This is a genomic window from Amycolatopsis sp. La24, assembly GCF_029087445.1.
Lineage (GTDB): Bacteria > Actinomycetota > Actinomycetes > Mycobacteriales > Pseudonocardiaceae > Amycolatopsis > Amycolatopsis nivea.
The window spans coordinates 92950-119384 of record NZ_JARACH010000002.1 but is presented as its reverse complement, the minus strand read 5'-3'; the positions used below and the strand labels follow the sequence as shown (position 1 = coordinate 119384).

The 26435-nt window shown below is 69.5% G+C and carries 26 protein-coding genes; 11 read left to right on the top strand and 15 right to left on the bottom strand.

What is annotated here, in order from left to right; genetic code table 11:
• Positions 1 to 12 precede the first annotated feature (12 nt).
• From PUT80_RS04110 to PUT80_RS04095, 4 genes are all read right to left on the bottom strand, one after another.
• Positions 13 to 630, bottom strand: a complete 618-nt coding sequence (locus tag PUT80_RS04110; RefSeq protein ID WP_275291146.1) for an acyltransferase — start codon at positions 628 to 630, stop codon at positions 13 to 15.
• A complete protein-coding gene (locus PUT80_RS04105) occupies positions 630 to 1814 on the bottom strand; it encodes a glycosyltransferase family 4 protein (protein ID WP_275291145.1) in 1185 nt (394 codons plus the stop codon). The genes PUT80_RS04110 and PUT80_RS04105 overlap by 1 nt, the downstream gene beginning before the upstream one ends.
• A gap of 70 nt (positions 1815 to 1884) precedes the next feature.
• Positions 1885 to 2814, bottom strand: a complete 930-nt coding sequence (locus PUT80_RS04100) for an NAD-dependent epimerase/dehydratase family protein (RefSeq protein ID WP_134664465.1) — start codon at positions 2812 to 2814, stop codon at positions 1885 to 1887.
• Positions 2815 to 2840: 26 nt separating this feature from the next.
• Positions 2841 to 3989: a DegT/DnrJ/EryC1/StrS family aminotransferase gene (locus PUT80_RS04095; protein ID WP_093572722.1), complete on the bottom strand. Its 1149-nt coding sequence runs from the start codon at positions 3987 to 3989 to the stop codon at positions 2841 to 2843.
• Positions 3990 to 4103: 114 nt separating this feature from the next.
• Here PUT80_RS04095 and PUT80_RS04090 point away from each other — a divergent pair, with 114 nt between their 5' ends.
• Positions 4104 to 7181: a BTAD domain-containing putative transcriptional regulator gene (locus PUT80_RS04090; protein WP_275291143.1), complete on the top strand. Its 3078-nt coding sequence runs from the start codon at positions 4104 to 4106 to the stop codon at positions 7179 to 7181.
• Between the two features lie 61 nt (positions 7182 to 7242).
• Positions 7243 to 8427 carry an L-2-hydroxyglutarate oxidase gene (gene lhgO, locus PUT80_RS04085; RefSeq protein WP_037807063.1) on the top strand — a complete coding sequence of 395 codons (1185 nt, stop codon included), beginning with the start codon at positions 7243 to 7245 and terminating at the stop codon, positions 8425 to 8427.
• A 19-nt stretch (positions 8428 to 8446) separates the two neighbouring features.
• On the opposite strand, the gene PUT80_RS04080 is transcribed toward lhgO, so the two are convergent.
• From PUT80_RS04080 to serS, 3 genes are all read right to left on the bottom strand, one after another.
• Positions 8447 to 9448: a DUF3558 family protein gene (locus PUT80_RS04080; RefSeq protein WP_275291142.1), complete on the bottom strand. Its 1002-nt coding sequence runs from the start codon at positions 9446 to 9448 to the stop codon at positions 8447 to 8449.
• A 76-nt stretch (positions 9449 to 9524) separates the two neighbouring features.
• The gene (locus PUT80_RS04075; RefSeq protein ID WP_275291141.1) at positions 9525 to 9998 is read right to left on the bottom strand and encodes a hypothetical protein; all 474 of its coding nucleotides are present in this window, start codon (positions 9996 to 9998) and stop codon (positions 9525 to 9527) included.
• Between the two features lie 26 nt (positions 9999 to 10024).
• A complete protein-coding gene (gene serS, locus PUT80_RS04070; RefSeq protein ID WP_275291140.1) occupies positions 10025 to 11293 on the bottom strand; it encodes a serine--tRNA ligase in 1269 nt (422 codons plus the stop codon).
• Between the two features lie 152 nt (positions 11294 to 11445).
• Between serS and PUT80_RS04065 the strand changes: the two genes are divergently transcribed.
• Entirely contained in the window at positions 11446 to 12726 is a 1281-nt protein-coding gene (locus PUT80_RS04065; RefSeq protein WP_043837839.1) for an aspartate aminotransferase family protein, read from the top strand.
• A gap of 94 nt (positions 12727 to 12820) precedes the next feature.
• Here PUT80_RS04065 and PUT80_RS04060 read toward each other — a convergent pair whose 3' ends face one another.
• From PUT80_RS04060 to PUT80_RS04045, 4 genes are read right to left on the bottom strand one after another with little or no spacing between them, the layout of a single operon-like run.
• The gene (locus PUT80_RS04060) at positions 12821 to 13735 is read right to left on the bottom strand and encodes a haloalkane dehalogenase (RefSeq protein ID WP_275291139.1); all 915 of its coding nucleotides are present in this window, start codon (positions 13733 to 13735) and stop codon (positions 12821 to 12823) included.
• A 37-nt stretch (positions 13736 to 13772) separates the two neighbouring features.
• Positions 13773 to 14225 (bottom strand): DUF350 domain-containing protein, encoded by a 453-nt coding sequence (locus PUT80_RS04055; RefSeq protein ID WP_037807046.1) that lies wholly within the window; start codon positions 14223 to 14225, stop codon positions 13773 to 13775.
• Positions 14226 to 14279: 54 nt separating this feature from the next.
• Complete coding sequence (locus tag PUT80_RS04050; RefSeq protein WP_037807043.1) at positions 14280 to 15446, bottom strand: glutathionylspermidine synthase family protein; 1167 nt, start codon at positions 15444 to 15446, stop codon at positions 14280 to 14282.
• A complete protein-coding gene (locus PUT80_RS04045; protein ID WP_106961492.1) occupies positions 15447 to 16061 on the bottom strand; it encodes a hypothetical protein in 615 nt (204 codons plus the stop codon).
• Positions 16062 to 16158: 97 nt separating this feature from the next.
• On the opposite strand from PUT80_RS04045, the gene PUT80_RS04040 reads away from it, so the two are divergent.
• From PUT80_RS04040 to PUT80_RS04025, 4 genes are all read left to right on the top strand, one after another.
• Complete coding sequence (locus tag PUT80_RS04040; RefSeq protein ID WP_275291138.1) at positions 16159 to 17148, top strand: septum formation family protein; 990 nt, start codon at positions 16159 to 16161, stop codon at positions 17146 to 17148.
• Between the two features lie 3 nt (positions 17149 to 17151).
• On the top strand, positions 17152 to 17502 hold the full coding sequence (locus PUT80_RS04035; protein ID WP_037807040.1) for a metallopeptidase family protein: 351 nt from the start codon (positions 17152 to 17154) through the stop codon (positions 17500 to 17502).
• 153 nt (positions 17503 to 17655) lie between these two features.
• Complete coding sequence (locus PUT80_RS04030; protein ID WP_275291137.1) at positions 17656 to 18897, top strand: MFS transporter; 1242 nt, start codon at positions 17656 to 17658, stop codon at positions 18895 to 18897.
• 56 nt (positions 18898 to 18953) lie between these two features.
• The gene (locus tag PUT80_RS04025) at positions 18954 to 19412 is read left to right on the top strand and encodes a hypothetical protein (protein WP_134727970.1); all 459 of its coding nucleotides are present in this window, start codon (positions 18954 to 18956) and stop codon (positions 19410 to 19412) included.
• Positions 19413 to 19433: 21 nt separating this feature from the next.
• Here the strand turns inward: PUT80_RS04025 and PUT80_RS04020 are convergent, their stop codons facing one another.
• The 3 genes from PUT80_RS04020 to pheA form a co-directional block, all read right to left on the bottom strand.
• Positions 19434 to 20102 (bottom strand): DUF4232 domain-containing protein, encoded by a 669-nt coding sequence (locus PUT80_RS04020; protein ID WP_037807032.1) that lies wholly within the window; start codon positions 20100 to 20102, stop codon positions 19434 to 19436.
• Between the two features lie 151 nt (positions 20103 to 20253).
• On the bottom strand, positions 20254 to 20871 hold the full coding sequence (locus PUT80_RS04015) for a histidine phosphatase family protein (protein ID WP_275291136.1): 618 nt from the start codon (positions 20869 to 20871) through the stop codon (positions 20254 to 20256).
• 82 nt (positions 20872 to 20953) lie between these two features.
• A complete protein-coding gene (gene pheA / locus PUT80_RS04010) occupies positions 20954 to 21859 on the bottom strand; it encodes a prephenate dehydratase (protein ID WP_037807627.1) in 906 nt (301 codons plus the stop codon).
• A 98-nt stretch (positions 21860 to 21957) separates the two neighbouring features.
• Here pheA and PUT80_RS04005 point away from each other — a divergent pair, with 98 nt between their 5' ends.
• The 4 genes from PUT80_RS04005 (at position 21958) to PUT80_RS03990 (ending at position 25553) form a co-directional block, all read left to right on the top strand.
• Positions 21958 to 22581: a macro domain-containing protein gene (locus tag PUT80_RS04005; RefSeq protein WP_275291134.1), complete on the top strand. Its 624-nt coding sequence runs from the start codon at positions 21958 to 21960 to the stop codon at positions 22579 to 22581.
• 134 nt (positions 22582 to 22715) lie between these two features.
• Positions 22716 to 23651 (top strand): type I pantothenate kinase, encoded by a 936-nt coding sequence (coaA, locus tag PUT80_RS04000; protein ID WP_037807027.1) that lies wholly within the window; start codon positions 22716 to 22718, stop codon positions 23649 to 23651.
• 164 nt (positions 23652 to 23815) lie between these two features.
• A complete protein-coding gene (locus PUT80_RS03995; RefSeq protein WP_009085794.1) occupies positions 23816 to 23965 on the top strand; it encodes a hypothetical protein in 150 nt (49 codons plus the stop codon).
• Positions 23966 to 23999: 34 nt separating this feature from the next.
• Complete coding sequence (locus tag PUT80_RS03990) at positions 24000 to 25553, top strand: DUF1841 family protein (RefSeq protein WP_238603623.1); 1554 nt, start codon at positions 24000 to 24002, stop codon at positions 25551 to 25553.
• Here the strand turns inward: PUT80_RS03990 and PUT80_RS03985 are convergent.
• On the bottom strand, positions 25550 to 26413 hold the full coding sequence (locus PUT80_RS03985; protein WP_275291133.1) for a hypothetical protein: 864 nt from the start codon (positions 26411 to 26413) through the stop codon (positions 25550 to 25552). The two genes, PUT80_RS03990 and PUT80_RS03985, sit on opposite strands and share 4 nt — an antisense overlap.
• Positions 26414 to 26435: the final 22 nt, after the last annotated feature.

Genomic DNA, 26435 nt, shown 5'->3' with positions numbered 1-26435 from the left:
ACCGTGTCCGAATCACTTCTCCGTGAAGTCGCCTGACGGAGAGCCCCATCCCGACGAGTCGTCCGACAGCGATCGGCGGCGGGCGTTTTCCTCGCGGACCCGCTTCACCTCGGCCTCGATGTACTCCTCGTCGTAGCGCTGGAATACCCGCGCCGGGTTGCCCGCTACGAGCGAACGCGCGGGAACGTCCTTGGCGACCACGGAGTTCGGCTGCACGGTCGCGAAGTCACCGATCGTGACGCCCGGCATGATCACCACGAGGCCGCCGATGAAGCAGCCCTTGCCGATTTTCACCGGCTTGCGTTCGATCAGGTCGCTGCCGGAGTGGTTCTCCAGAGCCATGTTCGCGAGCCAGCTCGAGTGCGTGAACACGAGCGTGTTCAGGCCGATGCTGGTGTGTTCGCCGATTTCCAGCCCGCCGCTGGCGTCCAACGCCGCGCCCTCGCCGATCCAGCAGTGCTCGCCGATCGTGAGGTTTTCCGGGCTGATGATCTTGACCCGCTCGCGCACCCGGCACGATTCCGGCAGGCCGTAGAAGCGAGCCCGCTCGGCATCGTTCATGTACTGCGACACGAGGTCGTTCAGGATCATCGGGCGCAGCCGGTTGCTGCGCTCGTCCTCGAAGAACATCAGTTGTCCGCCACCATTTTCGTGAGCACCCGCAGGTGTTCCTCGGTCACCACGTCGAGCCCGAAATTGGCCCGGACCATCGAGCTTTCCCGCTCGGCGATCCGCGCGCGCAGTTCCGGGTCGTCCAGAAGGGACAGCACCGTCTTCTCGACCGCGTCCGAGTCGTCCGGGGGGACCAGCAGGATGTTCTCGCCGTTGTGCAGTTCGATACCGGGGTAGTTGTCCTCGGTGACCGACGCGATGGTCGCCGTGCCGGACAGCATTGCCTCCAGGGACGCGGTGCCGCAGCCGCCGTTCAGGTCGTGCGTCACGATGTCCGCCGCCGCGAAGTACGCGGGCACGTCCGCCTTCGGCACCGCGCCGGTGACGATCAACGCGTCGGCTACGCCCAGTTCCTTGGCTCGCTGCTGGAACGCGTCGTGGTACACCCGGCCGACGATCACCACGCGCAGGCCGGGGTGCCGCTCCAGAATGGCGGGCAGCGCCTCGATCAGCGGCAGCCGGTTGCGCAGCGGGATCACGTGTCCGAGCGACACGATCAGCGGCGCGTCCCCGATCTCCAGTTCCGCGCGCACGTCCTTGGTCACCGGCTTGGCGAAGTGCCCGGTGTCCACCGCGATCGGGAAGTACTCGGAGTTCTCGTCGCTCGTGCCGTAGCGCTCGACGCAGTAGTCCACGCCGAGCTTGTCGAGGATGACGAAGCGCGGGCGCAGGTACTTCAGCACCGGGTTCACCAGCATCGCGTCCAGCGCCCGGAACACGCGGCCGTACATCTTGTTCTCGCTGATCAGCAGCGTGTGGATGGTCAGGAGAACGGGCAGCTTGTGCCGGCGCGCGTAGATGCCGACCATCCAGGACAGGTCGAAGAACTGTCCGTGCAGGTGCACCGCGTCCGGTTTGAACTCGTTCAGCAGCTTCCACAGCCGCCGCCAGTTGCCCGGCCGCATCGACGCGAACGTCATGTCGAAGTCGATCGACAGGCCGAGCTGCGGCATTTTCACCGCGGGGAGGCGCACGACGCGGTAGCCGTCGCGCTCCTCTTCCGCCGGCGCGTCACCGTAGGCAGCGGTGATCGCCAGCACTTCGTGTCCGGCAGCCGCGTACTCGGCGGCCAGCGAGGCCGACATGTGCGCGCTCCCGCCCACGCGCGGCGGGAAGAAGTTGTTCACCACCACGATCCGCATGGGCTTTCCTTCGGCCGGGCCCGCAGTGCTCATTACGCATTCCCCTCGGAAGACGCGCCGACGGCGAGGCTCACTCGGAGTCCCGCACCAACGCGCGCATGCCCTCTTCGACGGTGATCTCCGGCTCCCAGCCGAGCACCTCGCGGGCCCGGGTGATGTCCGCGGCGCGGCGGGACACGAGGACGTCGCGCTTGTTGAACACCGGCTCGACGTCGACGCCGACCGCCTCGATCAGGATCTTCGCCAGGGTGGCGATCGAGGTGTCGATGCCGGTGCCGATGTTGATCGGCAGGTTCGACTGCTCCGACTCCAGCGCGGCGACGACGCCCTTGGCGAGGTCGGTCACGTGCACGAAGTCCATCGACTGGTCGCCCGCGCCGTCGATGATCGGCGGCTGGCCGGCGCGCAGGCGCTGGATGAAGTGGTTGATGACCGAGGTGTAGTACGCCTCGATCTTCTGGCCCGGGCCGTACACGTTGAAGAACCGCAGCGCGTTCCAGGAGAGGCCCTTGGTGCGCTCGTAGAAGCCGAGCAGGTCCTCGCCCGCGCGCTTCGAGATGCAGTACGGGGTGAGCGGGTTCAGCTTGTCGTCCTCGTGCATCGGCAGCTTCTCCGGCTCGCCGTACACCGAGGCGCTGGAAGCGAACACCAGGCGCTCGACGCCCTCGTCGGCCGCGGCCGCGAAGACGTTGTTGTTGCCGACCATGTTGATGTCGATCGACTCGCCCGGGTCCGCGATCGACTTGTTGATCGACACGGTGGCGAAGTGGATCGCGTGCGTGCAGCCGCGCATGGCCTCGCGGACGCCGACGCCGTAGCGCACGTCCTTCTCGACCAGTTCGACCTTGCCGGTGGCGACGAACTCGTTGACGCGGTCACGGTCGCCGCGGGTCATGTTGTCGAAGATCCGGACCGTGTAGTCCTTCTCCAGCAGGATCGGGATCACGTGCGAGGCGATGAAACCGCCGGCGCCGGTGAAGAAAACTTTCTTGTCGGACATGGGTTCTCCTCAGGGAGGTCGGCGGGTCAGGAAAGAGCGGACACGGCTTCGCGCACGGTGGTGACCACGCGCTCGACTTCGCTGTCGGTGAGTTCCGCGTGCATCGGGATCGCCAGCTGGCGGCGGAAGGCGTCGGCGGAGACGGGCAGCGGCTGCTGCTCGCCGTACACCGGCTGAAGGTGGGAGGCGTAGGTGCCGAAGTTGCACTGCACGCCCTGTTCGCGGATCCGCAGGGCCAGCGCGTCGCGGCTGATCTCCGGGGCCACCGTCATCAGGTAGGCCTGCCACGGGTGTTCGCGGTCGGGAGCCTCGACCGGCACGGTCAGCGCGTCGACGTCCTCGAACGCCTCGTGGTAGCGCTTGGCCACCGAGCGGCGGGCGGCGAGCAGGTCGGGCAGCCGGTCGAGCTGGACGCCCATGATCGCGGCCTGGATGTCCGACAGCCGGAAGTTCCAGCCCAGCTCGTGGAAGGACGGGATCGGCAGCGTGTCCGAGCCTTCGCGGCTGATCGCGGGCTCGATGCCGTAGGTGTGGATCTTGCGCGCGTGCGCGATCAGGTCCTCGCGGTTCGAGACCAGCGCGCCGCCCTCGCCCGCGGTGATGCCCTTGCGGCCGTGGAAGGAGAACGCGGCGAGGTCGGCGAGGCTGCCGGCCGGGCGGTTGCGGTAGGTCGCGCCCGCGGAGCAGGCGGCGTCCTCGAACAGCCACAGACCGTGCTTGTCGGCGATGGCGCGGTACTCGTCGAAGTCGCCGGGCTGGCCCGCGACGTCGACGGCGAGGATGCCGACCGTGCGCGGCGTGATGAGCGCTTCGATCGCGGCCGGGTCGGCGCTGAAGATGTCCGGGCGGATGTCGGCGAAGACCGGCTTCGCGCCGGCCTGCAGCACGGCGTGGCCGGTCGCCGGGAAGGTGTAGTCGCCGACGATCACCTCGTCGCCGGGCTGGACGCCGAGCACCTTCAGTCCCAGGAACAGGGCGGAGCCGCAGTTGCTGGTGGTCAGAGCGTGCGCGGTGCCGGTCAGCTGCGCGAACCGCTCCTCGAAGCGACGGCACGCCGGGCCCGCGCCGGCCAGCCAGCCGGAACGGAACACTTCGGCGACGGCTGCGAGCTCTTCGTCGCCGACGGTCGGCTTCCCGAGCAGGACGGGTTCGCCCACTGTAGATCTCCTGTGCATCGGGGTGTCCCGCATTGCGCGGGGTCGCGCCAAAGTGTATAGAAGTCGCGTTTGCCTCCTGTTTCGGGGACAGAACCCACGGGTAAGCACCCGTTCCGGGCATAGGCTCACGGGATGCGGATCGGGGTGCTGGGGGCCGTCGTCGCTTGGGACGGCGCGGGCGGGACGGTCGCCGTGGGCGGCCCGCGAGGCCGGGCGCTGCTCGCGTTGCTCGCGGCGGACGCCGGGCGGTTCGTGTCCGCCGAGCGGCTCATCGACGGGCTCTACGGCGAGGAACCGCCGGACGGCGCGGCCAACGCGCTCCAATCGCAGGTTTCGCGGCTGCGCGGCGCGCTGAAACTGCCGATCGAACTCACCTCGGCGGGGTACCGCCTCCGGATCGAACCGGACGAAGTGGACGCGCACCGGTTCGAGCGGCTGGCCGGCGAGGGCCGCCGCGAACTGGCCGAGGGCGACCCGACGCGGGCCAGCGACCTGCTCGGCGAGGCGCTCGCGCTGTGGCGCGGACCGGCGTTCGCCGACGTCCCCGCCGCAGAGGTCCAGGCCACCCGGCTGACCGAACTGCGTGCCGAAGCGGCTGCCGACCGGGTCGACGCGGAGATCTCGCTCGGCCGCGCCGCCGACGTCCTCGACGAACTGCGCACCGCCATCGCCGAGAACCCGCTGCGCGAGCGGTCGCGGGCTCAGCTGGTGCGGGCCTTGCACGCCGCCGGGCGGACCGCCGAGGCGCTCGCCGCGTTCGAGGACGCCCGTTGCACGCTCGCCGACGAACTGGGCGCGGACCCTGGTCCAGACCTCACCGAGGCGCACCTGGCCGCCTTGCGCGGCGAATCGGCGAACGCCGCGACCCCGTTGCCCGCACAGCTCACCAGCTTCGTCGGCCGGGACCGCGAACTGCGGCAGGTCGCGGATCTCCTGCGCCAGGCCCGGCTCGTCACGCTGCTCGGCCCCGGCGGGACGGGGAAGACCCGGTTGGCCGTCGAAGCCGCGGCGGACGCGGGACCGTGCGTCTTCGTGGAGCTGGCCCCGCACGTCGCCGACGACGTTCCGCAGGCCGTCCTCACCGCGCTCGGCCTGCGCGAGGGCGCCCGCGGTCGCCAGGACCCGGTCGACCGCCTCGTCTCGGCCTTGCGCGACCAGGCGACGTTGCTGGTGCTGGACAACTGCGAACACGTCATCGCCGCAGCCGCGAGGTTGGTCGCGCAATTGCTGCCCGCGTGCCCCGGGCTGCGGGTGCTGGCGACGAGCCGGGAACCGCTCGGCATCACCGGCGAACAACTCGCGCCGATCCCCCGCCTGGCCGTCCCACCGCCCGACGCACCCGATGCGGAGACCTACCCCGCCGTCCGGCTGTTCCTCGACCGCGCCCGGGCGAGCGACCCCGCGTTCCGGCTGACCGACGAAACGGCGGCCGACGTCGTGCGGATCTGCACCGCGCTCGACGGCCTCCCGCTCGCGCTGGAACTGGCCGCCGCCCGCGTGCGCACGCTGCCGGTCGCTGACATCGCCGCACGGCTCGACGACCGCTTCCAGCTGCTGGCCCGCGGCAGCCGCACCGCCGACGAGCGGCACCGGTCGCTCCGCGGCGTCGTGGAATGGAGCTGGGATCTCCTCGATGACGACGAACGCCGCCTCGCCCGTCGGCTGACCGTCTTCACCGGAGGCGCGACGCTCGCGTACGCCGAGCAGGTGTGCGACGTCCCCGTCGACCTGCTCCCCGAACTCGCCGACAAGTCGCTCGTCGAACCGTCGAGCGGGCGCTACCGAATGCTCGAGACGATCCGCGCGTTCTGCGCGGAAAAGCTCGACGCCGCAGACGAGACCGAGCGCTTCCGGCACGCCCACGCGCAGGTTTTCCTGCGGCTCGTCGAGGAAGCCGACCCGAAGCTGCGTACTGCGGACCAGCTGGACTGGCTGCGGAAAATCGACGCTGAGTACGACAACATCGTGGCCGCGCTCCGGTGGTCTGCCGCGGCAGATCCGTCGACCGCGTTGCGGATCGCCGCCGCGCTGTCGATGTATTGGTGGCTGCGCGGACGACGTTACGAAGGCGCGGCGCTGTCGATGGAAATCGTGCGCCACTGCCAAGCGGAGCCGCCGGAAGGACACCGCGAGCAATTCCTCATGTGCCTGCTGACCGCGATGGCCGGTGCCCCGGAAGCCGCCGAGACGGCGAACTATCGGTCCTATGTGGAGCGGTACTTAGCGGAAAGCTCCTGGACCCCGGAGCATCCGATGATGCTCATGCTGTCCGGCGTCGTGCTCGGACCCCCCGACGACGAGGACGCGCGGCTCCGGCTGTCCGGGCTCGAAAAGCATCCCGACCCGTGGCTCACCGCGCTCGTGCCGATGGGCGACGGTCTGCGCGCGATGCTCGCCGGGGAACTCGACGAAGCCGAACGCGGTCTGCGAGAAGGCGAAGCGTGCTACCGGGTGCTCGGCGAACGCTGGGGACTGTCGATGGCGCTCGACCACCTGTCGCAGTTGCTGGTTTTGCGCGGCCGCCACGAGGATGCGCTCGCCGCGATGACCGAGTCCCTGTCGCTCATGCAGACGCTCGGCGCGACCGACGACTACGCGGACCTGCTGTGCCGTCGCGGCGACAGCCGAGCGTTGCGCGGCGACCTCGCCGGCGCGAAGGCCGACTACGAGCGGACCGTCGAACTCGCCCATCGCACCGGGATGCCCGAGACGCGAGGCAGCGGTCACGTCGGCCTGTCCGGCATCGCCCGCCGCTCCGGAGATCTGGCCGGTGCGCGGGCGCTGGCCGAGCAGGCGCTCGCCGAATGCGCGGCGGACTCGTTCTCGGCCGCCATCGTGCGGGCAGCCGCGTCGATCGCGCTCGGCTGGATCGACGTGGCCGAGCACCGCCCGGAGGATGCCCGCCGACGGATGCAGCTCGGCGTCGAAACCGCGCACCGCTGGCATGACCACGGGTCACTGGCCACCGCGTTCGAGGGCGTCGCCGGGGTCTTCGCCGAGGAGGGCCGGTTCGCCGATGCCGCCGCCTTGCTCGGCGCGGCGGCCGCGGTGCGCGGGGCCGCCGTGCCCGGCCAGCACGATGTCGCGCAGGTCACCGCGGCCGCGGAGAAGACGCTCGGACCGGACGGGTTCACCGCCGCGTACACCGCCGGTAAGCAGCTAGAACCGCATCAACGCCTCGCGTTGGCCGGATTGTCCCCGGTTCAGTGAACGGGTACCACGCCGTCGGGGGGTACGCAGCGCCGCACCGGAGCGCGTAGCCTTCCCTGCCGTGCGGAACGTAGTTGTGATCGGTGGGGGAATCGTCGGGCTGTCGGTCGCGTGGGAGCTGTCCCAGCGCGGCCAGGACGTGACGGTGCTCGAAAAGGAAGCTCGCTGGGCGGCGCACCAGACCGGGCACAACTCCAACGTCGTGCACGCCGGGCTCTACTACAAGCCCGGTTCGTTCAAGGCGCGGATGTCGGTCGGCGGCAACCGGTCCATTGTGGATTTCGCCAGGCAGTACGGGGTGCCGGTGCAGGTGTGCGGCAAGCTCGTCGTGGCGACCCGCGAGGAGGAGATCCCCGCGCTGGACACGCTCGCGGAACGGGCCGAGGCCAACGGCGTGCCCGCCAAGCGGATCACCCCCGCGGAGGCCCGCGAGTACGAGCCGGAGGTGTCCTGCGTCGCCGCGCTGCGCGTCGAGTCGACCGGCATCATCGACTTCCCCGCGGTGTGCGCGGCGCTCGTGCGGCTGCTCGACGAGGCGGACGCGGACCTGCGGCTGAACACCCCCGCGCTGGGCATCCGCCCGGCTCGCGGCGGCGGGGTCGAGGTGGCCACCGGCTCCGAGGTGCTGCACGCGGACGCGCTGGTCAACTGCGCCGGCCTGCACGCGGACCGGGTCGCCGAGATGGCCGGCATCACGCCGAGCGCGCGCATCGTGCCGTTCCGCGGCGAGTACTACGAGCTGAAGCCGGAGCGCCGCCACCTCGTGCGCGGCCTGATCTACCCGGTGCCGGACCCGACGCTGCCGTTCCTGGGCGTGCACCTCACCCGCATGCTGGACGGCAGCGTCCACGCGGGCCCGAACGCCGTGCTCGCGCTGCGCCGCGAGGGCTACCGCTGGGCGGACGTGTCGGTGAAGGATCTCGCCGACGTCGCCCGCTTCCCCGGCGCCTGGAAGCTGGCCCGCAAGTACGCGTACCCGACCGGTCTCGAAGAGGTGCTGCGGTCGTTCTCGAAGAAGCGGTTCGCCGCCAGCCTCGCGCAGCTCGTGCCCGCGGTGACCGAGGACGACATCGTGCGCCACGGTTCCGGCGTGCGGGCACAGGCGCTGCGCCCGGACGGTTCGCTGGTGGACGACTTCCTCATCGAGTCCACAAAGGACCAGGTACACGTGCTCAACGCGCCGAGCCCGGCGGCGACGAGCGCACTGGAGATCGCCAAGTACATCGCCGACCGGGTGACCGACTGAGCCGTCCGATGTAGACGGTTCAGCCCGGCAGATTCCCTGACACCATCGGAATTCCGGCCTTGATCGCGTCGCACGCCTTGGTCTTGTCGGCCAGCTGCCCGCTGACGATCTGGATCGAGGCGGTGTCCGAAACCGGGAGTCCGGCCGCGCAGATCACGCCGCCGGAATCGTTGAAGTTCGGGAACAGCGACCACTTCCGGCCGTTCACGTCGATCTGCTCGGTCGGCGCGACCTCCATGCCGGGCCAGCGTTTCAGCGGAACGTCCGGCCCGACCCAGACCTCGAACGGCTTCTGCCCGCCGTCGCCGTCGATGTCTTTCCACAGGCAGTAGGTCACGTTCGGCGAGATGACCTTGGAGCTGTCGAGTTCGCCGTTCGGCGCCATTTTCAGCTGCTGCGCCTGCTCCGGCTTCAACAGCTGACACGGATTGACCGACGCGAGCGGCCCGGTCGGCGCGGTGCCCTCCGGCGGCGTGCTCGGCGCGATCGACGGTGCGGGCTGCCCGCCCGGCAGATGCGCGGCGACCTGCGGGATGACCTTCTTTGCGCGTTCGCACGCCTGCGCGTCGTCCGGATAGGACACGCTCACGAAGGCGAACGACTTCGCGCCGAGCGTCGTGTACAGGTCGCAGCTGCCGTTGATGAACCCGGCGTAGCGCGTCCACGGGAAGCCGCCGAGCTGCACCGGGTCGGCCTTTTTGAGGGCGCCCTGGAGGTAGTCGTCGAGGCTCAGGTCCACCGACCAGCCGACGGACATGACCACCGTGTGGTCGGTGTCCGTCCCGGTCCACAAGCACATCGCGGGCGCGCGCTGTTCCTTGCGCGCCTTCACCGACCGGCCCGGCGGCTTGTAGCCGAGCCCGGCGAGCTGCTTCGCGTCGAGAAGCTGGCACGGCTCGACGACCGGCGTGACCGGCCCCTGCCCCGGCACCGGCGAAGCCACGCCGCTCACCTGTTGCGTGCACCCGGCGAGCAGCATCGCGACCGCCGCCAGGGCGACCGCCGCTTGTTTGAACCTCATCAGCTGCCTCCTCCGCTCCGCACCCTACTGAGCAGCGGGGTTCCGCACCCGCGGAACGGGAAGGAAGGACCGGAGATCACGGTTTGGGCACCGCACGCCGCAGGACGAACGCGGAAATCCCGGCGGCCGCCACGACCACCGCGGCGGCGGCGATCGCGATGGCCATCGTGGTTCCGTTCACCTGCGGCCGGAACGGATGCGAGTTCGGCACCAGCAGGATGACGCCGGAGCCGATCGCCGCGAGCAGCAGACCGAACAGCCAGATCCGCAGGGCGCCTTGCCGGAGCGTCGCGAGGAACTGCGCGTCCGCGGACCGGAACATCGGCCGCCGATCCCGCCCCCGGACCAGCATGACCCCGTTGACGACGAGGCAGAACGCCGCGCCGCCGATCGCGATCAGCCCGAACCGGAACGACGCGTGCGTCCCCTTTTCCGCGGCGAAGAGCAGCCAGCCCGCGACCGCGAGCACGGCGAACGCCAGCGCATAGTCCACTGTGGCCAGCGCACCGGCCTTGCGCAGAGCGGGGATCAGGGCTCTGTCGGATTCCATCTGAGGTTGTCTCGCCTTCGCGAAGTTCAGCGCTTGACCGGCTCCAGCACCTCAAGCCCGCCGAGGAACGGACGCAGCGCCACCGGCACCCGGACCGAACCGTCGGGCTGCTGGTGGTTCTCCACGATCGCGACGATCCAGCGCGTGGTCGCCAGCGTGCCGTTCAGGGTGGCGGCCGTCTGCGGTTTGCCGTTGTCGTCGCGGTAGCGGACGGACAGCCGGCGGGCCTGGAAGGTGGTGCAGTTGGACGTCGAGGTCAGCTCGCGGTAGGTCTCCTGCGTCGGGACCCACGCCTCGCAGTCGTACTTGCGGTAGGCGGACGTGCCGAGGTCGCCGGTCGCGGTGTCGATGACCCGGTACGGGACCTCGATCGCGGCGAGCATGTCCTCTTCCCAGCCCAGCAGCCGCTCGTGCTCGGCCTCCGCGTCCTCCGGCTTGGCGAACACGAACATCTCGACCTTGTCGAACTGGTGCACCCGGATGATGCCGCGGGTGTCCTTGCCGTACGACCCGGCCTCGCGGCGGTAGCACGACGACCAGCCCGCGTAGCGGCGCGGACCGGCGACGAGGTCGAGGATCTCGTCCGAGTGGTAGCCCGCGAGCGGGACCTCCGACGTGCCCACGAGGTACAGGTCGTCGTCGCGCAGCCGGTACACCTCCGACGAGTGCGCGCCGAGGAAGCCGGTGCCCGCCATGATTTCCGGGCGGACCAGCGACGGCGTGATCATCGGCGTGAAGCCGTTCGCCGTCGCGCGCGCCACGGCCATGTTCAGCAGCGCGAGCTGCAGCTGCGCACCGACGCCGGACAGGAAGTAGAACCGCGAGCCCGACACCTTCGCGCCGCGCTCCATGTCGAGCGCGCCGAGGCCTTCCATCAGGTCGAGGTGGTCGCGCGGGGCGAAGTCGAACGACGGCACCTCGCCGACGGTCTTCAGCACCGCGAAGTCGTCCTCGCCGCCGATCGGCGCGTCCGGGTGCACCAGGTTCGGCAGGATCCGGAACAGCTTGTCGAACTCCTCCGACGCCTCGTTCTGCTCGACCTCGGCGGCCTTGACCTGCGCCGACAGGTCCTTGGCGCGGGCGAGCAGGGCGGGCTTGTCCTCGGCGGAGGCCTTCGGCACCTGCTTGGACACGGACTTCTGCTCGGCCCGCAGCTTGTCGGCGGTCGCGATCGCAGAGCGGCGGCGCTGATCGAGGTCGAGCAGCTTGTCGACCACTCCCTCGTCCTCGCCACGGGCACGCTGCGACGCGCGCACGGCTTCCGGGTCTTCGCGCAGAGTCCTGGGGTCAATCACGGACAGAAGGGTAGTCGCAGGCCAGCCGTGGCTTCGACGCGGTTTCCCGTACACACTGTGCGCCGCCCCGAAGACAACCCGACAGTCTGATCGTTGTCGCCCGTTTCCCGCGCTCCCCATACTCGCTAGAACCCGGAGCGGAGGGAACTCACATGACCGACGACCTGCTCGCGCGCCACCGCGCGGTGCTCCCGTCCTGGATGTCCCTGCTGTACGACGAGCCGATCGAAATCGTGCACGCGCAGGATCGCCGTCTCACCGATTCCACCGGCCGCACCTACCTCGACTTCTTCGCCGGCGTGCTCACCAACGCCATGGGCTACGACGTCCCCGCGATCAGCGACGCGGTCCGCAAGCAGCTGGACACCGGCGTCCTGCACACCTCGACGCTGTACCTGATCCGCTCGCAGGTCGAACTCGCCGAACGGATCGCGCGGCGCTCCGGCATCCCGGACGCCAAGGTGTTCTTCACCAACTCCGGCAGCGAGGCCAACGACACCGCGCTGATGCTCGCCACCCAGTACCGCCGCAGCAACCAGGTGCTGGCGATGCGGAACTCGTATCACGGCCGGTCGTTCGGCACGGTCGCGATCACCGGCAACCGCGGCTGGTCGGCGTCGTCGCTGAGCCCGATCAAGGTCAACTACGTCCACGGCGGCTACCGCTACCGCAGCCCCTTCCGCGACCTGCCCGACACCGCCTACATCGACGCCTGCGTCGCCGACCTGGTGGAACTCCTGGAAACCGCCACCGCGGGCGACGTGGCCTGCCTGATCGCCGAGCCGATCCAGGGCGTGGGCGGCTTCAGCTCCCCGCCGGACGGCCTGTTCAAGGCGATGAAGGAAGTCCTGGACGAGCACGGCATCCTCTTCATTTCCGACGAGGTCCAGACCGGCTGGGGCCGCACCGGCGACCATTACTGGGGCATCGAGGCCCACGACGTGGTGCCGGACATGATGACCTTCGCCAAGGGTCTCGGGAACGGCCTGGCAGTGGGCGGCGTGGTCGCCCGGGGCGACGTCATGGACTGCTTCCAGGCAGAGTCGTTCTCCACTTTCGGCGGCAACCCGGTGTCCATGCAGGGCGCGCTGGCCGTCCTCGACTACATCGACGAGCACGACCTGCAAGCCAACTGCAAAGCCCGCGGCGACCAGTTGATGCGAGGCCTGCGCGCGGCGAACAGCCCCTGCGTCGGCGAGGTGCGCGGCAAGGGGCTGATGATCGGCGTCGAACTGATCGAACCGGGCACCACGACGCCGAATACCGCTGCCGCCAAGCAAATGCTGGAAGAAACGAAAAAGCGCGGACTGCTCATCGGAAAGGGCGGGCTGCACAAAAACGTCCTGCGGATCGGGCCGCCGATGACGCTGACCGAAGCCGAGGCGGCCGAAGGACTGCAGATCCTGCTCGACTCGCTGGCCGCCCTGTCCTGACCCCAATGTGGCATTCGGTGCGTCAGATGCACCCAATGTGGCATTCGGTGCGTCACATGCACCCAATGCCACATTGGGGCGCTCGCGGCGAGGGTCAGCGGCGGGCGAAGCGGGCCACGTGCTCCGCGAGCGTCTCCCCCGCGTCCTCCTGCAGGAAGTGCCCAGCCCCGGCGACCGTCGGGTGGTCCAGACCAGCAGCCCCGCGCATCGAACGCTGCAGAATCGGCCCCATCGCGCCGGTGATCGGGTCGCCGTCGGAGAACGCGCACAGGAACGGCACGTCCAAATCCGTCAACGTCGCCCACGCCGCCCGATTGGCGTCCGACGCCGGATCGTCCGGTCGCGTCGGCACCAGCCCCGGCATCGCCCGCGGCCCGGCCTTGTACATCTCGTTCGGGAACGGCGCGTCGTAAGCCGCCCGGATGTCCTCCGGCAGCGGCGTCTTGCACCCGGACTGCACACACCGCCCGACATCCAGAATCTGCGCGCCCTCCACGGCTTCCCGGAACTTGTGCCACACCGGCGGCATGTCCACGTCCCCGGTCGGCAGCCCGGTGTTGGCCGCGACCACCCCGGCGAACCGCCCCGGATGCTCAGCCACCAGCCGCAGCCCGATCAACCCGCCCCAGTCCTGCCCGACGACCGTGACCCCTTCGAGCCCGAGCACGTCGAACGCGAACCGCCGCATCCATTCGACGTGCCGCGCGTACGTGTGGTCGACGATCTCCGCAGGCTTGTCCGACCGGCCGAACCCGACCAGGTCCGGGGCGATCGCCCGCAGCCCGGCATCGGCCAGCACCGGAAGCATCTTCCGGTAAAGGAACGACCAGCTCGGCTCGCCGTGGAGCAGCAGAACGGGCGGCCCGTCCGCGGGCCCGGCCTCGACGTAGCCGACTCTGATCAGCCCGCCGTCCGGGTCGGACAGGTCGGTGTACTGAGGTTCGAAGGCGAAATCGGGCAGGTCCGCGAACCGGTCTTCCGGCGTCCTGAGGAGTCGCACGGTTCCCACGTTAGTGGGAACGGGACCGCGCGGCAGTGCGCGAACGCTACGAAATCGCTACCGCGACGACCAGCCCGAGCCCGAGGTGCGCCGCCGCGACGACGACGCTCGCCGGCGCGAACTTCTCGCTCTGGATGGTGGACCCGACGTCGATCCGGGTCGCCCACTCCAGCAGCCGCACCGCCAGCACCTGCACGATGACCCCGATCAGGCCGTAGACCAGCGACGTGATCAACCCGGCGGTCAGGTCGCTCGCGGAGCTGTAGATCGCCACGACCACGATGAACGCCATCGACAGCAGCCCGGACGCGGTCACGATCACCGCGTTCGGCAGCCCGCGGGTGACCAGCTTCGACAGCTTGCCCGGCGTGGTGAAGTCGATCGCGTAGAAGCCGGCGAACATCAGCAGCAGGCCGACGATGCCGTACAGCAGGATCGCGCCGATCCCGCGCACGAGATCGGAACCGAAGGTCGCGGGCAGCGCGAGGGTCGTGGTCACGGGGTCTCCCTGGATGGCCAATTCAGCCAGTTGAATCGGACATCCAGGGTTGTATCACGACTCCGGGATCCGGTGCGGCACAAACGCCGCGCCGTCGTCGGTGACGAGTCCGCTGGTCTCGCGGATGCCGAGGCCCGCCGACTGGTCGCCGACGATCCACGCGCCGAGCGCGGGCCGGTACCCGTCGAACTCGGGCAGCGGGTCGAACGCCTGGTAGACGTAGCCTTCCGCGCCGTAGACGCCGTCGGTCTGCGTCTCGTACCCGGTGGCCACGATCTGCACGTTCGCGCCCTCGCGGCCGAGCTTCGGCTTGCGCACGTACTCGGTGAGCAGGCCGGGATCGTCAGCGAACGCGGGCAGCAGGTTCGGGTGCCCGGGATAGTTCTCCCACAGCACGGCGAGCAGCGTCTTGTTCGACAGCAGCATCTTCCACAGCGGTTCGACCCACAGCGTGCGCGGCATGGTCTCCACCGCGAACTTGCCGAACTCCTCGTCGACGACCCATTCCCACGGGTACAGCTTCACCACCGTGGACATCTGTCCCTCGGCGAGGTCGACGAACCGCTTGAGCACCGGGTCCCAGCCGATCTCCTCGATCGCGAGCCCGACCGTGTCGAGCCCGGCCTCGGCCGCGGTCTCCTGCAGGTACGCCGTGGTCACGTGGTCCTCGCCGCTCGGGTCGGCGGAGGACCAGGTGAAGTGCAGTTCGTTCGACGGCAGCTTCCCGCCGATCTCCTCCCAGCGCTCGACCAGCTTCTCGTGGATGGAGTTCCACTGGTCGTCTTCCGGGAAGACGTCGGTCTTCCAGTGCCACTGCAGCAGCGACGCCTCCAGCAGCGTGGTCGGCGTGTCCGCGTTGTACTCCAGCAGCTTGGCCGGCGACTTGCCGTCGTAGCGCAGGTCGAAGCGGCCGTAGACGTGCGGGTCCTGCCGCTTCCACGACTCCGCGATGTGCGGCCACACCCATTCCGGGATGCCGAAGCGCTGGTACTGCTCGGTGGTCACGACGTTGTCGACGGCCTCCAGGCACATCGAGTGCAGCAGTTCGACGTCCGCCTCGAGCGAGAGCACCTCGTCCATGTCGAAGACGTAGTGCACCGATTCGTCCCAGTACGGACGCGGTTTGCCGGTGCCGTCGCGTGCCGGGGTGCCGTAGACCAGGCCCTGCTCTTCGACGATCCGCTGCCAGTCGCGGCGCGGTTCCCGCCGGTCCCGATACACCTATGAGCCTCCGCTCTTCCCGGTCCCGCCGAAGCTGCTGCCGCTCTTGCCGCTGATGCCGAACCCGCCGCGCTGGACGCTGGTGCCCGACTTGGTCGAAACGTTGGTGTTGCCCGACGGCGCGGTGTAGCTGCCGCCGGACACGTGCTGCCCGATGCTGCCGCTGCCGCCGTAGTTGTAGCGGTACTGCGAGTAGCCGCCGCCCGGGAGCGGGATGATCCAGAACCCGCCGCTGTAGTGCCCGCCGTGGCTGGTCGCGTAGCTCTCGTCGCAGTACTTGTCGTCCTGGATGACCCCGTCGGACGAGACACAGGACGCGGTCATCTCGGCGGGCTTCGCGATCGTGTAGAACGTCGCGACCAGCCCGACGAGACCGACAGTGACCCCGCTGCCGATCAGGATCTTGCGTTTGGTGGCCGCCTTCGCGTCCGCCGCCTCCCTGGCCGCGACGGCTGCCTGCCGTTCGCGTTCCTGGTCGGCGATGGCCTGCTTGCGGGCCCGTTGTTCGGCCACCGAGGGCTGCCGGGGCTGCGTGTTCGCGTCCTGGAACCGCATCGAACCCGGCTTCTTCGGCTCCTCGGGCGGCTGCACGCCGCTGTTGTCGTCTTGCGTCATGTGCGCTCCGTAATCCCCCAGCACTGCAAACCCCGCGTTCTACCCTAATCGACCCGGCACACGCGCGGTTCATGCGGCGCGGGCATCATGGGTATCGATGTCTCAACGCTCGGAGCGGTTCCCTTCGCGTATGCAGACCCTGACCACCCGCGTGGTGATGGCCGGGGTGTTCCTCGGCGCGGTCATCGCGCTGGCCTTGAGCGTCGCCTTCTCCTGGACCGACACGCTCGCCGGCGGCACGGGCGGCGGCGAGGGCAAGCTCAGCGAGGCCGCCCAGCAGGCGTTCCACTCGCCGCCGGGCACCTGCCTGGCCTGGAACGCCAAGGACGCCTCCGACGCGCACCAGGTGCCGTGCACGCAGCCGCACCTGTTCGAGGTCACCACTGTGGTCGACATTGGCGCGAAGTACCCGCAGCAGGCTCCGTTCCCGAGCCTCGACCAGTGGCAGGACATCGCCCAGCAGCAGTGCAACGCCGATGTGCGGCCGTACCTCGGCCATCCGCTCGACCCGTACGGCAAGCTCACCACCAACCTGCTGCGGCCCACGTCGGCGCAGTGGGCCCAGGGCGACCGCCAGCTGCGCTGCGGCCTGCAGTTCGCCGGTCCGGGCGGGACGCTGCAGCTGACCACCGGCGCGGCGAAGACCCAGGACCAGTCGATGGTGTGGGCCCCGGGCACCTGCCTCGCGCTGGCCGGCAAGGGCGTCGGCGACCCGGTCGACTGCAGCAAGCCGCACTCGTACGAGATCATCGCGACGCTCGACCTCGCCTCGCACTTCAAGGACGGCTACCCCAAGCTGGACGACCAGAAGTCCTGGCTGGACACCGAGTGCAACAAGGCCGCGAAGGAGTACACCGGCAGCGCCGATCTCTCCTCGAAGAAGCTCACCCTGGGCTGGGACTCGCGCGAGCAGGAGAGCTGGGACGCCGGGTCCACGAAGGTCAACTGCAAGGTCGCGGCCACGCTGCAGGACGGCAGCGGGTTCCAGGCCGTCACCGGCAGCGTGAAGAGCGGGGCGGCGAACTCGTCCGGCCAGCAGCAGAGCCCGCCGCCCAGTTCCAGCTCCGGCGCCGGCGGAGGCAACTGAGCCGTGCCCGTCGAGATGAGCCAGGCGCGGTTCGAGGAACTCGTCTCCGACGCGCTCGACCAGGTGCCCCCGGAATTCGCCTCGGCGATGGACAACGTCGTGGTGCTGGTCGAGGACTTCAACGAGGAAGCGCCGGACATCCTCGGGCTCTATCACGGCATCGCGCTCACCGAGCGCACCAGCCACTACAGCGGGGCGCTGCCGGACCGGATCTCGATCTACCGCGAGCCGATCCTCGACATCTGCGACACCGAGGACGACGTCGTCGAGGAAGTGCTGATCACCGTGATGCACGAACTCGGCCACCACTTCGGCATCGACGACGAGCGGCTGCACGAGCTCGGCTGGGGCTGATTCCGGCGGAACCCCGTCCGTCCGTTGCTCTTCCCTGTTCGACACCACGCCGCGACCACGGAAAACACCGAAGGTCACCAAAGCGTCACAGAACGCCGCCGATCTCCCTAGACTGGCCTCACCAGGGCGTTTCCTTTCCTCGTGAGGTGGTTCGTGTCGCATCGTCAGACGGACAGCCGGCTTCGCTGGCTGCTCGCCTCGAGCGGCACGTCGAACCTCGCCGACGGCATCGCCAAGGTCGCTTTCCCGCTGCTGGCCACCACCCTGACCCGGGATCCGGTCGAGATCGCCGCGCTGTCGGCGGTGCAGTTCCTGCCGTGGCTGCTGTTCGCCATCCCGGCGGGCACGCTCGTCGACCGGATCGACCGCAAGAAGGCGATGGTCGCGGCGAACGCGATGCGCGCGCTCGTGGTCGCGGCGGTCACCGCACTGCTGGCCTTCGGCACGGTGGAGATCTGGACGATCTACGTCGCGTCGCTGCTCGTCGGCATCGCCGAGACGGTCGCGGAGAGCGCGGCGAACGTGCTGCCGCCCGCGCTCGTCGAGGCGGACCGGCTGGAGAGTGCCAACAGCAAGCTGCAGGCGTGCGAGATCGTCGGGCAGACGTTCCTCGGCGGCCCGGTCGGCAGCGCCACCTTCGCGCTGTTCGCGGTCTTCCCGTTCCTCCTCTCGTCGGTCGGGTTCGCGGTCGGCGCCGCGGTGCTGCTTGGCATGGCGGGCAGCTACCGGCCGCGGCAGGAAACGAAGTCGCACATCCGGGCGGATTTCGCGGACGGCTTCCGCTGGCTGCGGCGGCATTCGCTGCTGCTGCGGCTGCTCGCGATCGCCGGTCTGCTCAGCCTGATCAGCGAACTGGCCCAGGCGCAGCTGGTGCTGTACGCGCTGGAAGACCTGCATTTGTCCGACGCCACGTTTGGCGCTTTCGCGTTCGTCGGCGGAGCTGGCGGACTGCTCGGAGCCGGGTTGACGCCGCGGCTGGTCCGGCGCATCGGACGGCGGACGGTCCTGGTCGGCGGGGTGTTGTTCTGCGCGCTCGGCTTCGGCGGCATGGGCCTGGTGCGGCAGCCGGTGGTGTCCGCGGTGCTGTTCGGCGTGTTCGCGGCGGCGGTGGTGGCGGTGAACGTCGTGCTCGCGACCGCACGCCACACGCTGGTCCCGGGCGAACTGCTCGGACGCGTCCTCGGGGTCTGGCGCACCGTCGTCTGGGGTGCGATCCCGCTGGGCGCGCTGCTCGGCGGATTGCTCACGAAACTGCTCGGTTCGGCGGGCGACACCTTCGCCGCGTCCGGCCTTCTGCTGCTGTTCGTGACCGGCTATGCACTGTACGCGCTGCGCGGGCACCCGCTCGATGACAAAACGGCCTCGACCGGCGACGGAGTCCGTTCGCAGCAGTGATCCGGCGCGGGTTTGGTGCTGAAATAACACCTCACCCCGGCCGCCGGAGGTATGCGATGACTGCACTCGACACCCCGCCGCTGCCGGACGACGACCGCGACACCGAACTCGAATCGCCGCCGCCCGCCGCCCGTCGGCCGCTAGTCATCGCCGCGGTCGCCGGATTCGTGCTGGGCGGATGCGTGCTCGGGCTGCTGTGGGGGCTGTCCGGCCAGCGTGCCGGAGCGAATGTCGACGCCGCGGCAGCCTGCGCCGCGTTCGCTCGCGTCGGGCACATCCCGGACACCACCGGGGGCGTCGACGCGGCGCAATTCACCCGGATGTCCGACGACTCGGTGCACCGCGTCACCGGCGCGGCGGAACTGGCCAAAGCGGCGGCGACCTTCGACGGCAACTACCAGCCGCTGGCCAAAGCCCTCGACGCGGTGAACAAGATGGTGCTCAGCAGCCGCTTCGACAACCGCGACGGGCAGGCCGCCGTCGTCCAGGCGGAACAACTCTGCGCGCGGGGCTGACCCCACGCGCAGAGCGACCGGTCAGGCCTTGTGCACGGTCTTCACGCCGAGCTGCTTGCCCGGGATGTTCGTGCCCGCGCAGCCGAGGCCGTCGAGCGGCACGAACTTCGACGCGGTCTCCTGCGGCAGGTACACGCGCAGACCCTTGACCGGAGTCGGCTTGCAGACGCCCGGGTCGAAGTTGCGCACCTGCGCGAACTGCAGGTCGGCCGCGGCGGTCTGGCCGGGAGCCAGCTTCACCGGCGCGCCCTTGGTGCCGTCGCGCTCGGCGGCCTGGCCGATCTGGGTGCCGTTTTCGCCGCCGACGTAGGACACGCCCGGGAAGCCCTGGATCGTGCACGGCGTGCTGCTGGTGTTCTTGATCAGCAGCGGCCGGTACTCCGAGCCGGCGCCGGCGTCGCCGCCGCCCAGCGACAGGGACACGTCTCCGGCCTTGCACAGGCCGTTGTCAGCGGGTGGTTTCTCGGCCGGTGCCGTGCCGCCGCTCGGGGCGGACGACGACGCGGAAGACGGAGCGGACGACGCGGCGGACGAAGCCGACGACATCGGGCTGCTCGACGGGGTGTCCGAACTCGCCGGGCCGCTCGCGGCGGGTGCGCCCTGGCCGCACGCGGAAAGCAGCAGCGCCCCCGACGCGCCCACTGCGGACAGGAAGACCAGGGAAATCCACGGTTTCTTCGTGTTTGCCATCTCACTCGCCTCGCTGTGCTGGTGAACGCCTAACTGAGTGAAACCTTCATCCGGAGGACGTGCCAGGTCCGGACGGGGTTGCTCCGCATCCGGTGAGTTCCCCACCGGGCCCGGCTTCACTCAGCGTTTCCCCGCACGAGTGACCGACCGCTCACGAAAGGCGGGTATCGACCCAGCGGAGGCACTCCCATCCGTGGTCGCGGGCTTCCAGCTCGACGAACTTCGTGTTCGGGATCAGGGCCTCGTTCGCCAGCTCCGCGGGCACGTTCGAGGCCAGCCATTCGCCGGCGAGCCGGATCGCGCCGCCGTGGCTGACCAGCACGACCACCCCGTCCGGCGACGTTTCCTCGTGCTTGGCCCGCAGCTCGTTCGCCGCGCCGAGCATCCGGTCGCGCACCTGCGTACCGGTCTCGCCGCCGGGGATCGGGATCTCGAGGTCGCCTTGCGTCCAGGCCTTCACCACCCGCAGGTAGACGCCGATCGAGTCCAGGTCGGTGTTGCCCTCGAGATCTCCGGCGTCGACCTCCTTGACGCCCTCGATCACCTGCACGTCGAACCCGAACGCATCGGCCAGCGGCGCCGCGGTCTGCTGCGCACGCACCGCTTCCGACGCGTAGACCGCCACGATCGGCTCGTCTTTCAGCTGTTCGGCGAGCGCCGCGGCCTGCTCACGACCGAGTTCGGTGAGCGGCGGACCAGGCAACGCGGTGTCCAGCGCCCGGCGAACATTGCCCTCGGTCTGCCCATGCCGGACCAGCAGCAACCTCATGCCGTCGCCTCCTTGACGAGTTTCACGCTGGGAATCCTGGAGCCGACGGCATGAATAGCAATGATTCGCTTGCAAGCTGCGCTCATGCGCCCTCTCCCTTCAAAACCGCGTCGACCCACGCCTGCGCGTCGAGGAAATCCTGGTTCCCCGCGCCCTCTTCGATGGTGGCCGCGACCTCGTCGGCCCGCGGGTGCGAACCGAGGAAGCGCAGGTGGCAGCGGCGGCGCAGGGCGGTCATCGCGTCGATGATCCGGGGTTCGGCGACGTGGCCCTCGAAGTCGATGAAGAACCGGTACTCGCCGAAGTTGTTGCGGGTCGGCCGGGCGTCGATCCGGGTCAGGTTGATCCCGCGGCCGGCCAGTTCGACCAGCAGATCGGACAGCGTCCCGGTGCGGTTGACCGCCGCCGCGACGATCGACGTGCGGTCGGCGCCGGTGGGCGCGGGCAGTTCGCCGGGGCGGCGCACCATCAGGAACCGGGTCTGCGCGTCGCGGACGTCGGCGACGCCGGTCGCCAGCTCCTCCAGCGGGTAGTGCTCGATCGCGACCGGCGCGGACACCGCCGCGTCGAAATCGCCCTCTACCACGCCGACCGCCGCCGCCGCGGTGGACGACGAGGCGACCGGGGTGGCGTCCGGCAGATTCGTTTCCAGCCATGCGCGCACCTGCGCGAGCGCGTGCGGATGGCTCGCGACGGTGCGGATTTCGCCGCTGCCCGGCCGTTTGAGCACGCTGAAGTGAATCGGCAGGATCGTCTCGGCCGTGGCGACGAGCGGGTCCCCGTCGCTGAGCCCGTCGAGCGTCGCGGGGACCACGCCCTCGACGGAATTCTCGATCGGCACGCACGCGGCGTCCGCGGCTCCGTCACGGACGGCCTGCAGCGCCAGCCGGACGGTCTCGTAGGGGGTCAGGTCCTCGCCCGGCGCGAGCGCGCGGGCGGCCTGCTCGGTGAACGTGCCCTGAGGGCCGAAATACGCGATCCGCAACACGACGGTCAGGCTAGCGACCGCGGGCGTGGCGCTTTTCACTCGGACAGCCGGTGGCTAAACCGGTTACGCCGGGTGGCGTTTTTTGCCATGCTGGAACGGTGACCGCCGACTCAGGCACACACGCCGGGCACGGGGAAGCCGGTTTGCCGGGTTCTCCCCGAACGCCGGAATTGGTGCTGTGCGCCGTCGATGAACCGCTGGCCGCGGCGTGGACCTCCGCCGTGGCGGATTTCGGCGGCTCCGTCCGCGTGCACCGCGGTTCGGTGCTCGACATCCCCGCACAGGCGGTGGTCAGCCCGGCCAACTCCTACGGCTGGATGCGCGGCGGGATCGACGCCGTCTACTCGCGGGCGTTCCCCGGCATCGAGCAAAGCGTGCGCAGCGCGGTACTGGCTTCTTACGGCGGTGAGCTGCCGATCGGCGAGTCGGTGATCGTCCCGACCGGCGAATCCGAACCGGCGTGGCTGATCAGCGCGCCGACGATGCGCGAACCCGGCGAACGGCTGCCCGCCGACACCGTCCACCCGTATCTCGCGGCACGCGCGGTGTTCCTGCAATGGCAGCGCGGACAGCTGGATTCCGGCCCGGTCTCCTCGGCCGTGCGGACGATCGCGATGCCCGGGCTCGGCACCGGCGTCGGCGGCGTGGCCCCGGCCGCGTGCGCCCGGCAGGTCGCCGCCGCGTGGCAGGAAGTTTTCGGGGCCAACGGTCACCTTCGGTGATCGAATTCCCGCCCCGGTCAGGGGTGCGTGCATCACATCACAGCGCGTTCACGCGCGGTAAGCCCTACCGTTGATACGGCGTTACGGAAGTAGCGCAGACGGAGCCAGCGCAGGCGACGGCCGAGGAGTGTGCGATGCCCACACGGGTCCGTGAACTCAGCCCTTATGTAGAGCTGCATCGGGAACAGTGGCGGGAGCTGCGCAGCTCCACTCCGCTGCCGCTGACCGCGGACGAGCTGGTCCGGCTCCGCGGGCTCGGGGAGCAAATCGATCTCGCCGAGGTCGCCGACGTGTACCTGCCGCTTTCGCGGCTGATCAACCTCCAGGTGAAGGCCCGGCAACAGCTGTACGAGGCCACCACGACGTTCCTCGGCGAGGACTGTCGGGGCACCAAGGCTCCGTTCGTGATCGGCATCGCGGGCAGCGTCGCGGTCGGCAAATCGACCACCGCCCGGATCCTGCGCACCCTGCTCGCCCGCTGGCCCGACCACCCGCGCGTCGACCTCGTGACGACCGACGGGTTCCTCTACTCCCGTTCCGAGCTGACCCGGCGCGGGATCATGCACCGCAAGGGTTTCCCGGAAAGCTACGACCGCCGCGCGCTGCTGCGGTTCGTCACCGAGGTGAAGTCCGGGGCCGAGCGGGTGTCCGCGCCGGTGTACTCGCACCTGGCCTACGACATCCTCCCGGACCAGGAACAGGTCGTGGAGCGGCCGGACATCCTCATCATCGAGGGGCTGAACGTCCTGCAGCCCGGCCCGAGCCTGACGGTCTCGGATCTGTTCGACTTCTCGATTTACGTCGACGCGCACATCGACGACATCGAGCACTGGTACGTCGAGCGGTTCCTGAAGCTGCGGCACACCGCGTTCGCCGATCCCGCCTCGCACTTCCACCACTTCGCCGGCCTGCCCGACGACGAGGCCCGCGAAGAGGCCCGGCACCTGTGGCGCACCATCAACGAGCCGAACCTGATGGAGAACATCAAGCCGACGCGTCCACGCGCGACTCTCGTGCTCCGCAAGGACGCCGACCACGCCATCAACCGTGTTCGACTGCGGAAGCTCTGAGGGTCACCCACACGCGTCTCTCCGGCCTCATTCTGCACAGCGGCCGGAGTAATTGACCGATCGGCCAGCGTCTTCGTAACCACTTGGCCGATACCAGCGCACCCGTCCGCAAGCGACCCTGAGAGCAGCAGGACGAGAGCAGTTGACCTGCGGAGGAGGCCACGATGTTGACTATCGTCCTGACCTGGGTCGGCGCGGTATTGGGATTGACGCTGCTGGTCGCGATGGCCGCCGGGGCGTTCGTCGTCGACTTCGACGACGCGCTGCGCGAACGGCGCGTGAAGGCACGCGGCACGGCGGAGCCGACCAGCTGAGGCCTGAGCTTCGGGTCCAGGCAAGATGTGCGGCATGAGTCCGGTGAGCCGCGCGCGCAAGAAGAGTTCCCTACCCACCGCCCCCAGCGTCAACGGTCTGTTCAAGGACGTGCTGCGGGACTTCTCCGCGGTCGCGGCCGAGCCCGGTCCGTTCGACATCGAACTGCTGGGTTCCGAGGTCGTCGGGCAGTGGCGGGACGTCGTCGTGGAGGACGAGCCGGAATCGCAGCTGGGACTTGAGCTGATCGCCTTCGCCCAGCGCAAGATCACGCCCGGTGCGGCGGCGCTGCTGGCCGCGCTGAAGGTGCTGGCCGAGTCCGAAGAGGAGCGTTCGGCGGCGGCCGAGGCGCTCGGCGTCGTGCTCGGCCGGGGCATCCCGGAGCCGGAGTGGGCCGCCGAGGTCGGACAGGTCAGCGTCGGCGAATGCTGGCGCACCGGGGATGTCTACGGCGACGAATCGTCGCTGCTGTGCGTCTTTTCCCGCGGCGACCACTCGCTCGGTTTGCTGGCGCTGCTGGACTTCACCGAGGGCGGCCGGGTGCGCGACCTGGTGGTCATCGAGGAGCCGCACGAGGTGCTCGCCGAAATGCGCTCGCAGGTCGAGGAAGACGGCGAACTGGTCGTACTGGAGAAAATCGAGCCCGCCGACGCGCACCGGCTGCTGGTGTCCGGGATCGCGGCCACCGACGCGCTGGACGAGCCGGACGTCGGCGAGGACTACACGCGATTCCACGCCATCGCGCTGACCTGGGCGCGTTCGCTGCCGGAGCCGACCGAGGTTCCGCCGGTCGCCGAATGGACTGCCGCGCAGCGCGAGGAAGCGGTTACCCAGTTCCTCTCCGACACGAACCTGCCGGACGCCGACGCCGCCCGCGAAATCGCCAATCTGCTGGTCGACCACGGCTGCCGCACCGAACCGGCGAACCCGCTGCGCGTGGGCCCGGAGAAGCTGGCGCGGTTCCTCGAATCCTTGCTGGACGGCGAATACGAGCTGGAAGACGAGGACGCCGTCGCACCGGTCGTGCTGTCCTGGGCGGGCTGGGCCGCGGCGCGCGCCGGACTGTCCGAAGTCGCCACGGCCGCGCTGCTGGAAGAAGTCACCGAGTATCTCGGCGAGTACCTCTCGGACGACGACGAGGACGAGGACTTCAGCGACTACCTCGACGGCACCGAATCCGCCGACGAGGCACTGGAAGTGGTGGCCCGCCGCCGGTTCGCGGTACCCGAACTGTCCACAGTGATCGGTGATGAGGAACTGACCGACCTCGACCCCGGCGACCCGGAACAGCGCAGGCTGCTGGTGATCGGCGCGCACCCGGAGTACCACGAATCGCTGGCCGCGGAGGAATTCGACGGCGCGGACGGCCTGCGCCTCGCGCTTGAGACGTCCATTGTGGACCAGCTGTGGGACGACGAGCCCGCCGAGGTGTGGACCGCCGCGCAGAACCTGCTGCAGCAGGACCTTTCCCGCGCCGACGTCCTCGACCGCCTGGTGACCGTCCTCGAAGGACAGTTGACCGAAACCGAGGAAGAAGACCAGCTGGACTACGACCTCGACGCCTACCGCGCCGCCTTGGCCGAAATCTAGCCCTTCGGCAGCGCGATCCGGGCCGACCGGATCTCCGCGAGCAACCGGGTCTTGCGGCGGTGGACGTTCACCAGCTCGGCGACGTAGCCGGTGAACTCCTCCGCCGTCCCCGCTTGCTTGTGGAGAGTGCGCAGTTTTTTGAGGCACTGCGCCGCTTCCCGGTACGCGCCGGCTTCTTTCTGCGCGATCAGCTGCTCGATCCGTTCGCGGTATTCCGGAATGGACTCTTCTTCTTTTCGCGGCACCTCTTTTTGCCGCGGTGCCTCTTGTTGCCGCGATGTTTCCTTCCGCTGCGGAGTCAACACGCGCGCCGCGTAAGCGATCGCCTCGCTGTGCCGCCCAGCCGCCCGCAACACGCGGACGATCTTGAGACTGACGTCCACCCGCGGCGGTTTGGCCGCGAGAATGGCGACCAGCCCGTCCACGTCCCCGCTCGCCTCGGCGATTTCCTCCTGCAGCCGCTCGGCGACCTCGCGCTTTTCGGCCTGTTTCCCGCGCAACACTTCGTCCACAATGGACTTCATCCGGGCGAGCCCGGCGTCCCCGAGCGCCGCCGCGAAATCCGCCACCGCGACCGCCCGCCCGCTGAACGCCGCCTCGAGCACCCAGTCCGCGAGCAGCTCCGGATCCGGCGGCCGAGCCGCACAAGCCCGCGCGTACAGGGCGACCGCCTGGTCAAGCCGCACCTCGAGGTCCGCCGCGAGCGCACCGTGCTGCTCGAGCATGCCCACGATGTCGTCCACCGCCCGCCGCGCGAGCGGAGCGAGATCAGCGCGGCTGCCGGAGTCGAGCAGCCGCCGCACAGTATCGAGAACCGCACCGATTTTGGCGGTGTACTCGACTGGGTCGGGGACGCTCACGCGAACAGTCTGCCGTATGGCC

Coding starts and splice junctions, on each gene's coding strand:
- PUT80_RS04025 (WP_134727970.1), top strand. CDS start 18,954: ATGACTGCACTCGACACCCCGCCGCTGCCGGACGACGACCGCGACACC.
- PUT80_RS03995 (WP_009085794.1), top strand. CDS start 23,816: ATGTTGACTATCGTCCTGACCTGGGTCGGCGCGGTATTGGGATTGACG.
- PUT80_RS04100 (WP_134664465.1), bottom strand. CDS start 2,814: ATGTCCGACAAGAAAGTTTTCTTCACCGGCGCCGGCGGTTTCATCGCC.
- PUT80_RS04095 (WP_093572722.1), bottom strand. CDS start 3,989: ATGCACAGGAGATCTACAGTGGGCGAACCCGTCCTGCTCGGGAAGCCG.
- PUT80_RS04040 (WP_275291138.1), top strand. CDS start 16,159: ATGTCTCAACGCTCGGAGCGGTTCCCTTCGCGTATGCAGACCCTGACC.
- PUT80_RS03990 (WP_238603623.1), top strand. CDS start 24,000: ATGAGTCCGGTGAGCCGCGCGCGCAAGAAGAGTTCCCTACCCACCGCC.
- PUT80_RS04045 (WP_106961492.1), bottom strand. CDS start 16,061: ATGACGCAAGACGACAACAGCGGCGTGCAGCCGCCCGAGGAGCCGAAG.
- PUT80_RS04065 (WP_043837839.1), top strand. CDS start 11,446: ATGACCGACGACCTGCTCGCGCGCCACCGCGCGGTGCTCCCGTCCTGG.
- PUT80_RS04075 (WP_275291141.1), bottom strand. CDS start 9,998: ATGGAATCCGACAGAGCCCTGATCCCCGCTCTGCGCAAGGCCGGTGCG.
- PUT80_RS04090 (WP_275291143.1), top strand. CDS start 4,104: ATGCGGATCGGGGTGCTGGGGGCCGTCGTCGCTTGGGACGGCGCGGGC.
- PUT80_RS04015 (WP_275291136.1), bottom strand. CDS start 20,871: ATGAGGTTGCTGCTGGTCCGGCATGGGCAGACCGAGGGCAATGTTCGC.
- PUT80_RS04020 (WP_037807032.1), bottom strand. CDS start 20,102: ATGGCAAACACGAAGAAACCGTGGATTTCCCTGGTCTTCCTGTCCGCA.
- coaA (WP_037807027.1), top strand. CDS start 22,716: ATGCCCACACGGGTCCGTGAACTCAGCCCTTATGTAGAGCTGCATCGG.
- PUT80_RS04080 (WP_275291142.1), bottom strand. CDS start 9,448: ATGAGGTTCAAACAAGCGGCGGTCGCCCTGGCGGCGGTCGCGATGCTG.
- PUT80_RS04110 (WP_275291146.1), bottom strand. CDS start 630: ATGTTCTTCGAGGACGAGCGCAGCAACCGGCTGCGCCCGATGATCCTG.
- PUT80_RS04105 (WP_275291145.1), bottom strand. CDS start 1,814: ATGCGGATCGTGGTGGTGAACAACTTCTTCCCGCCGCGCGTGGGCGGG.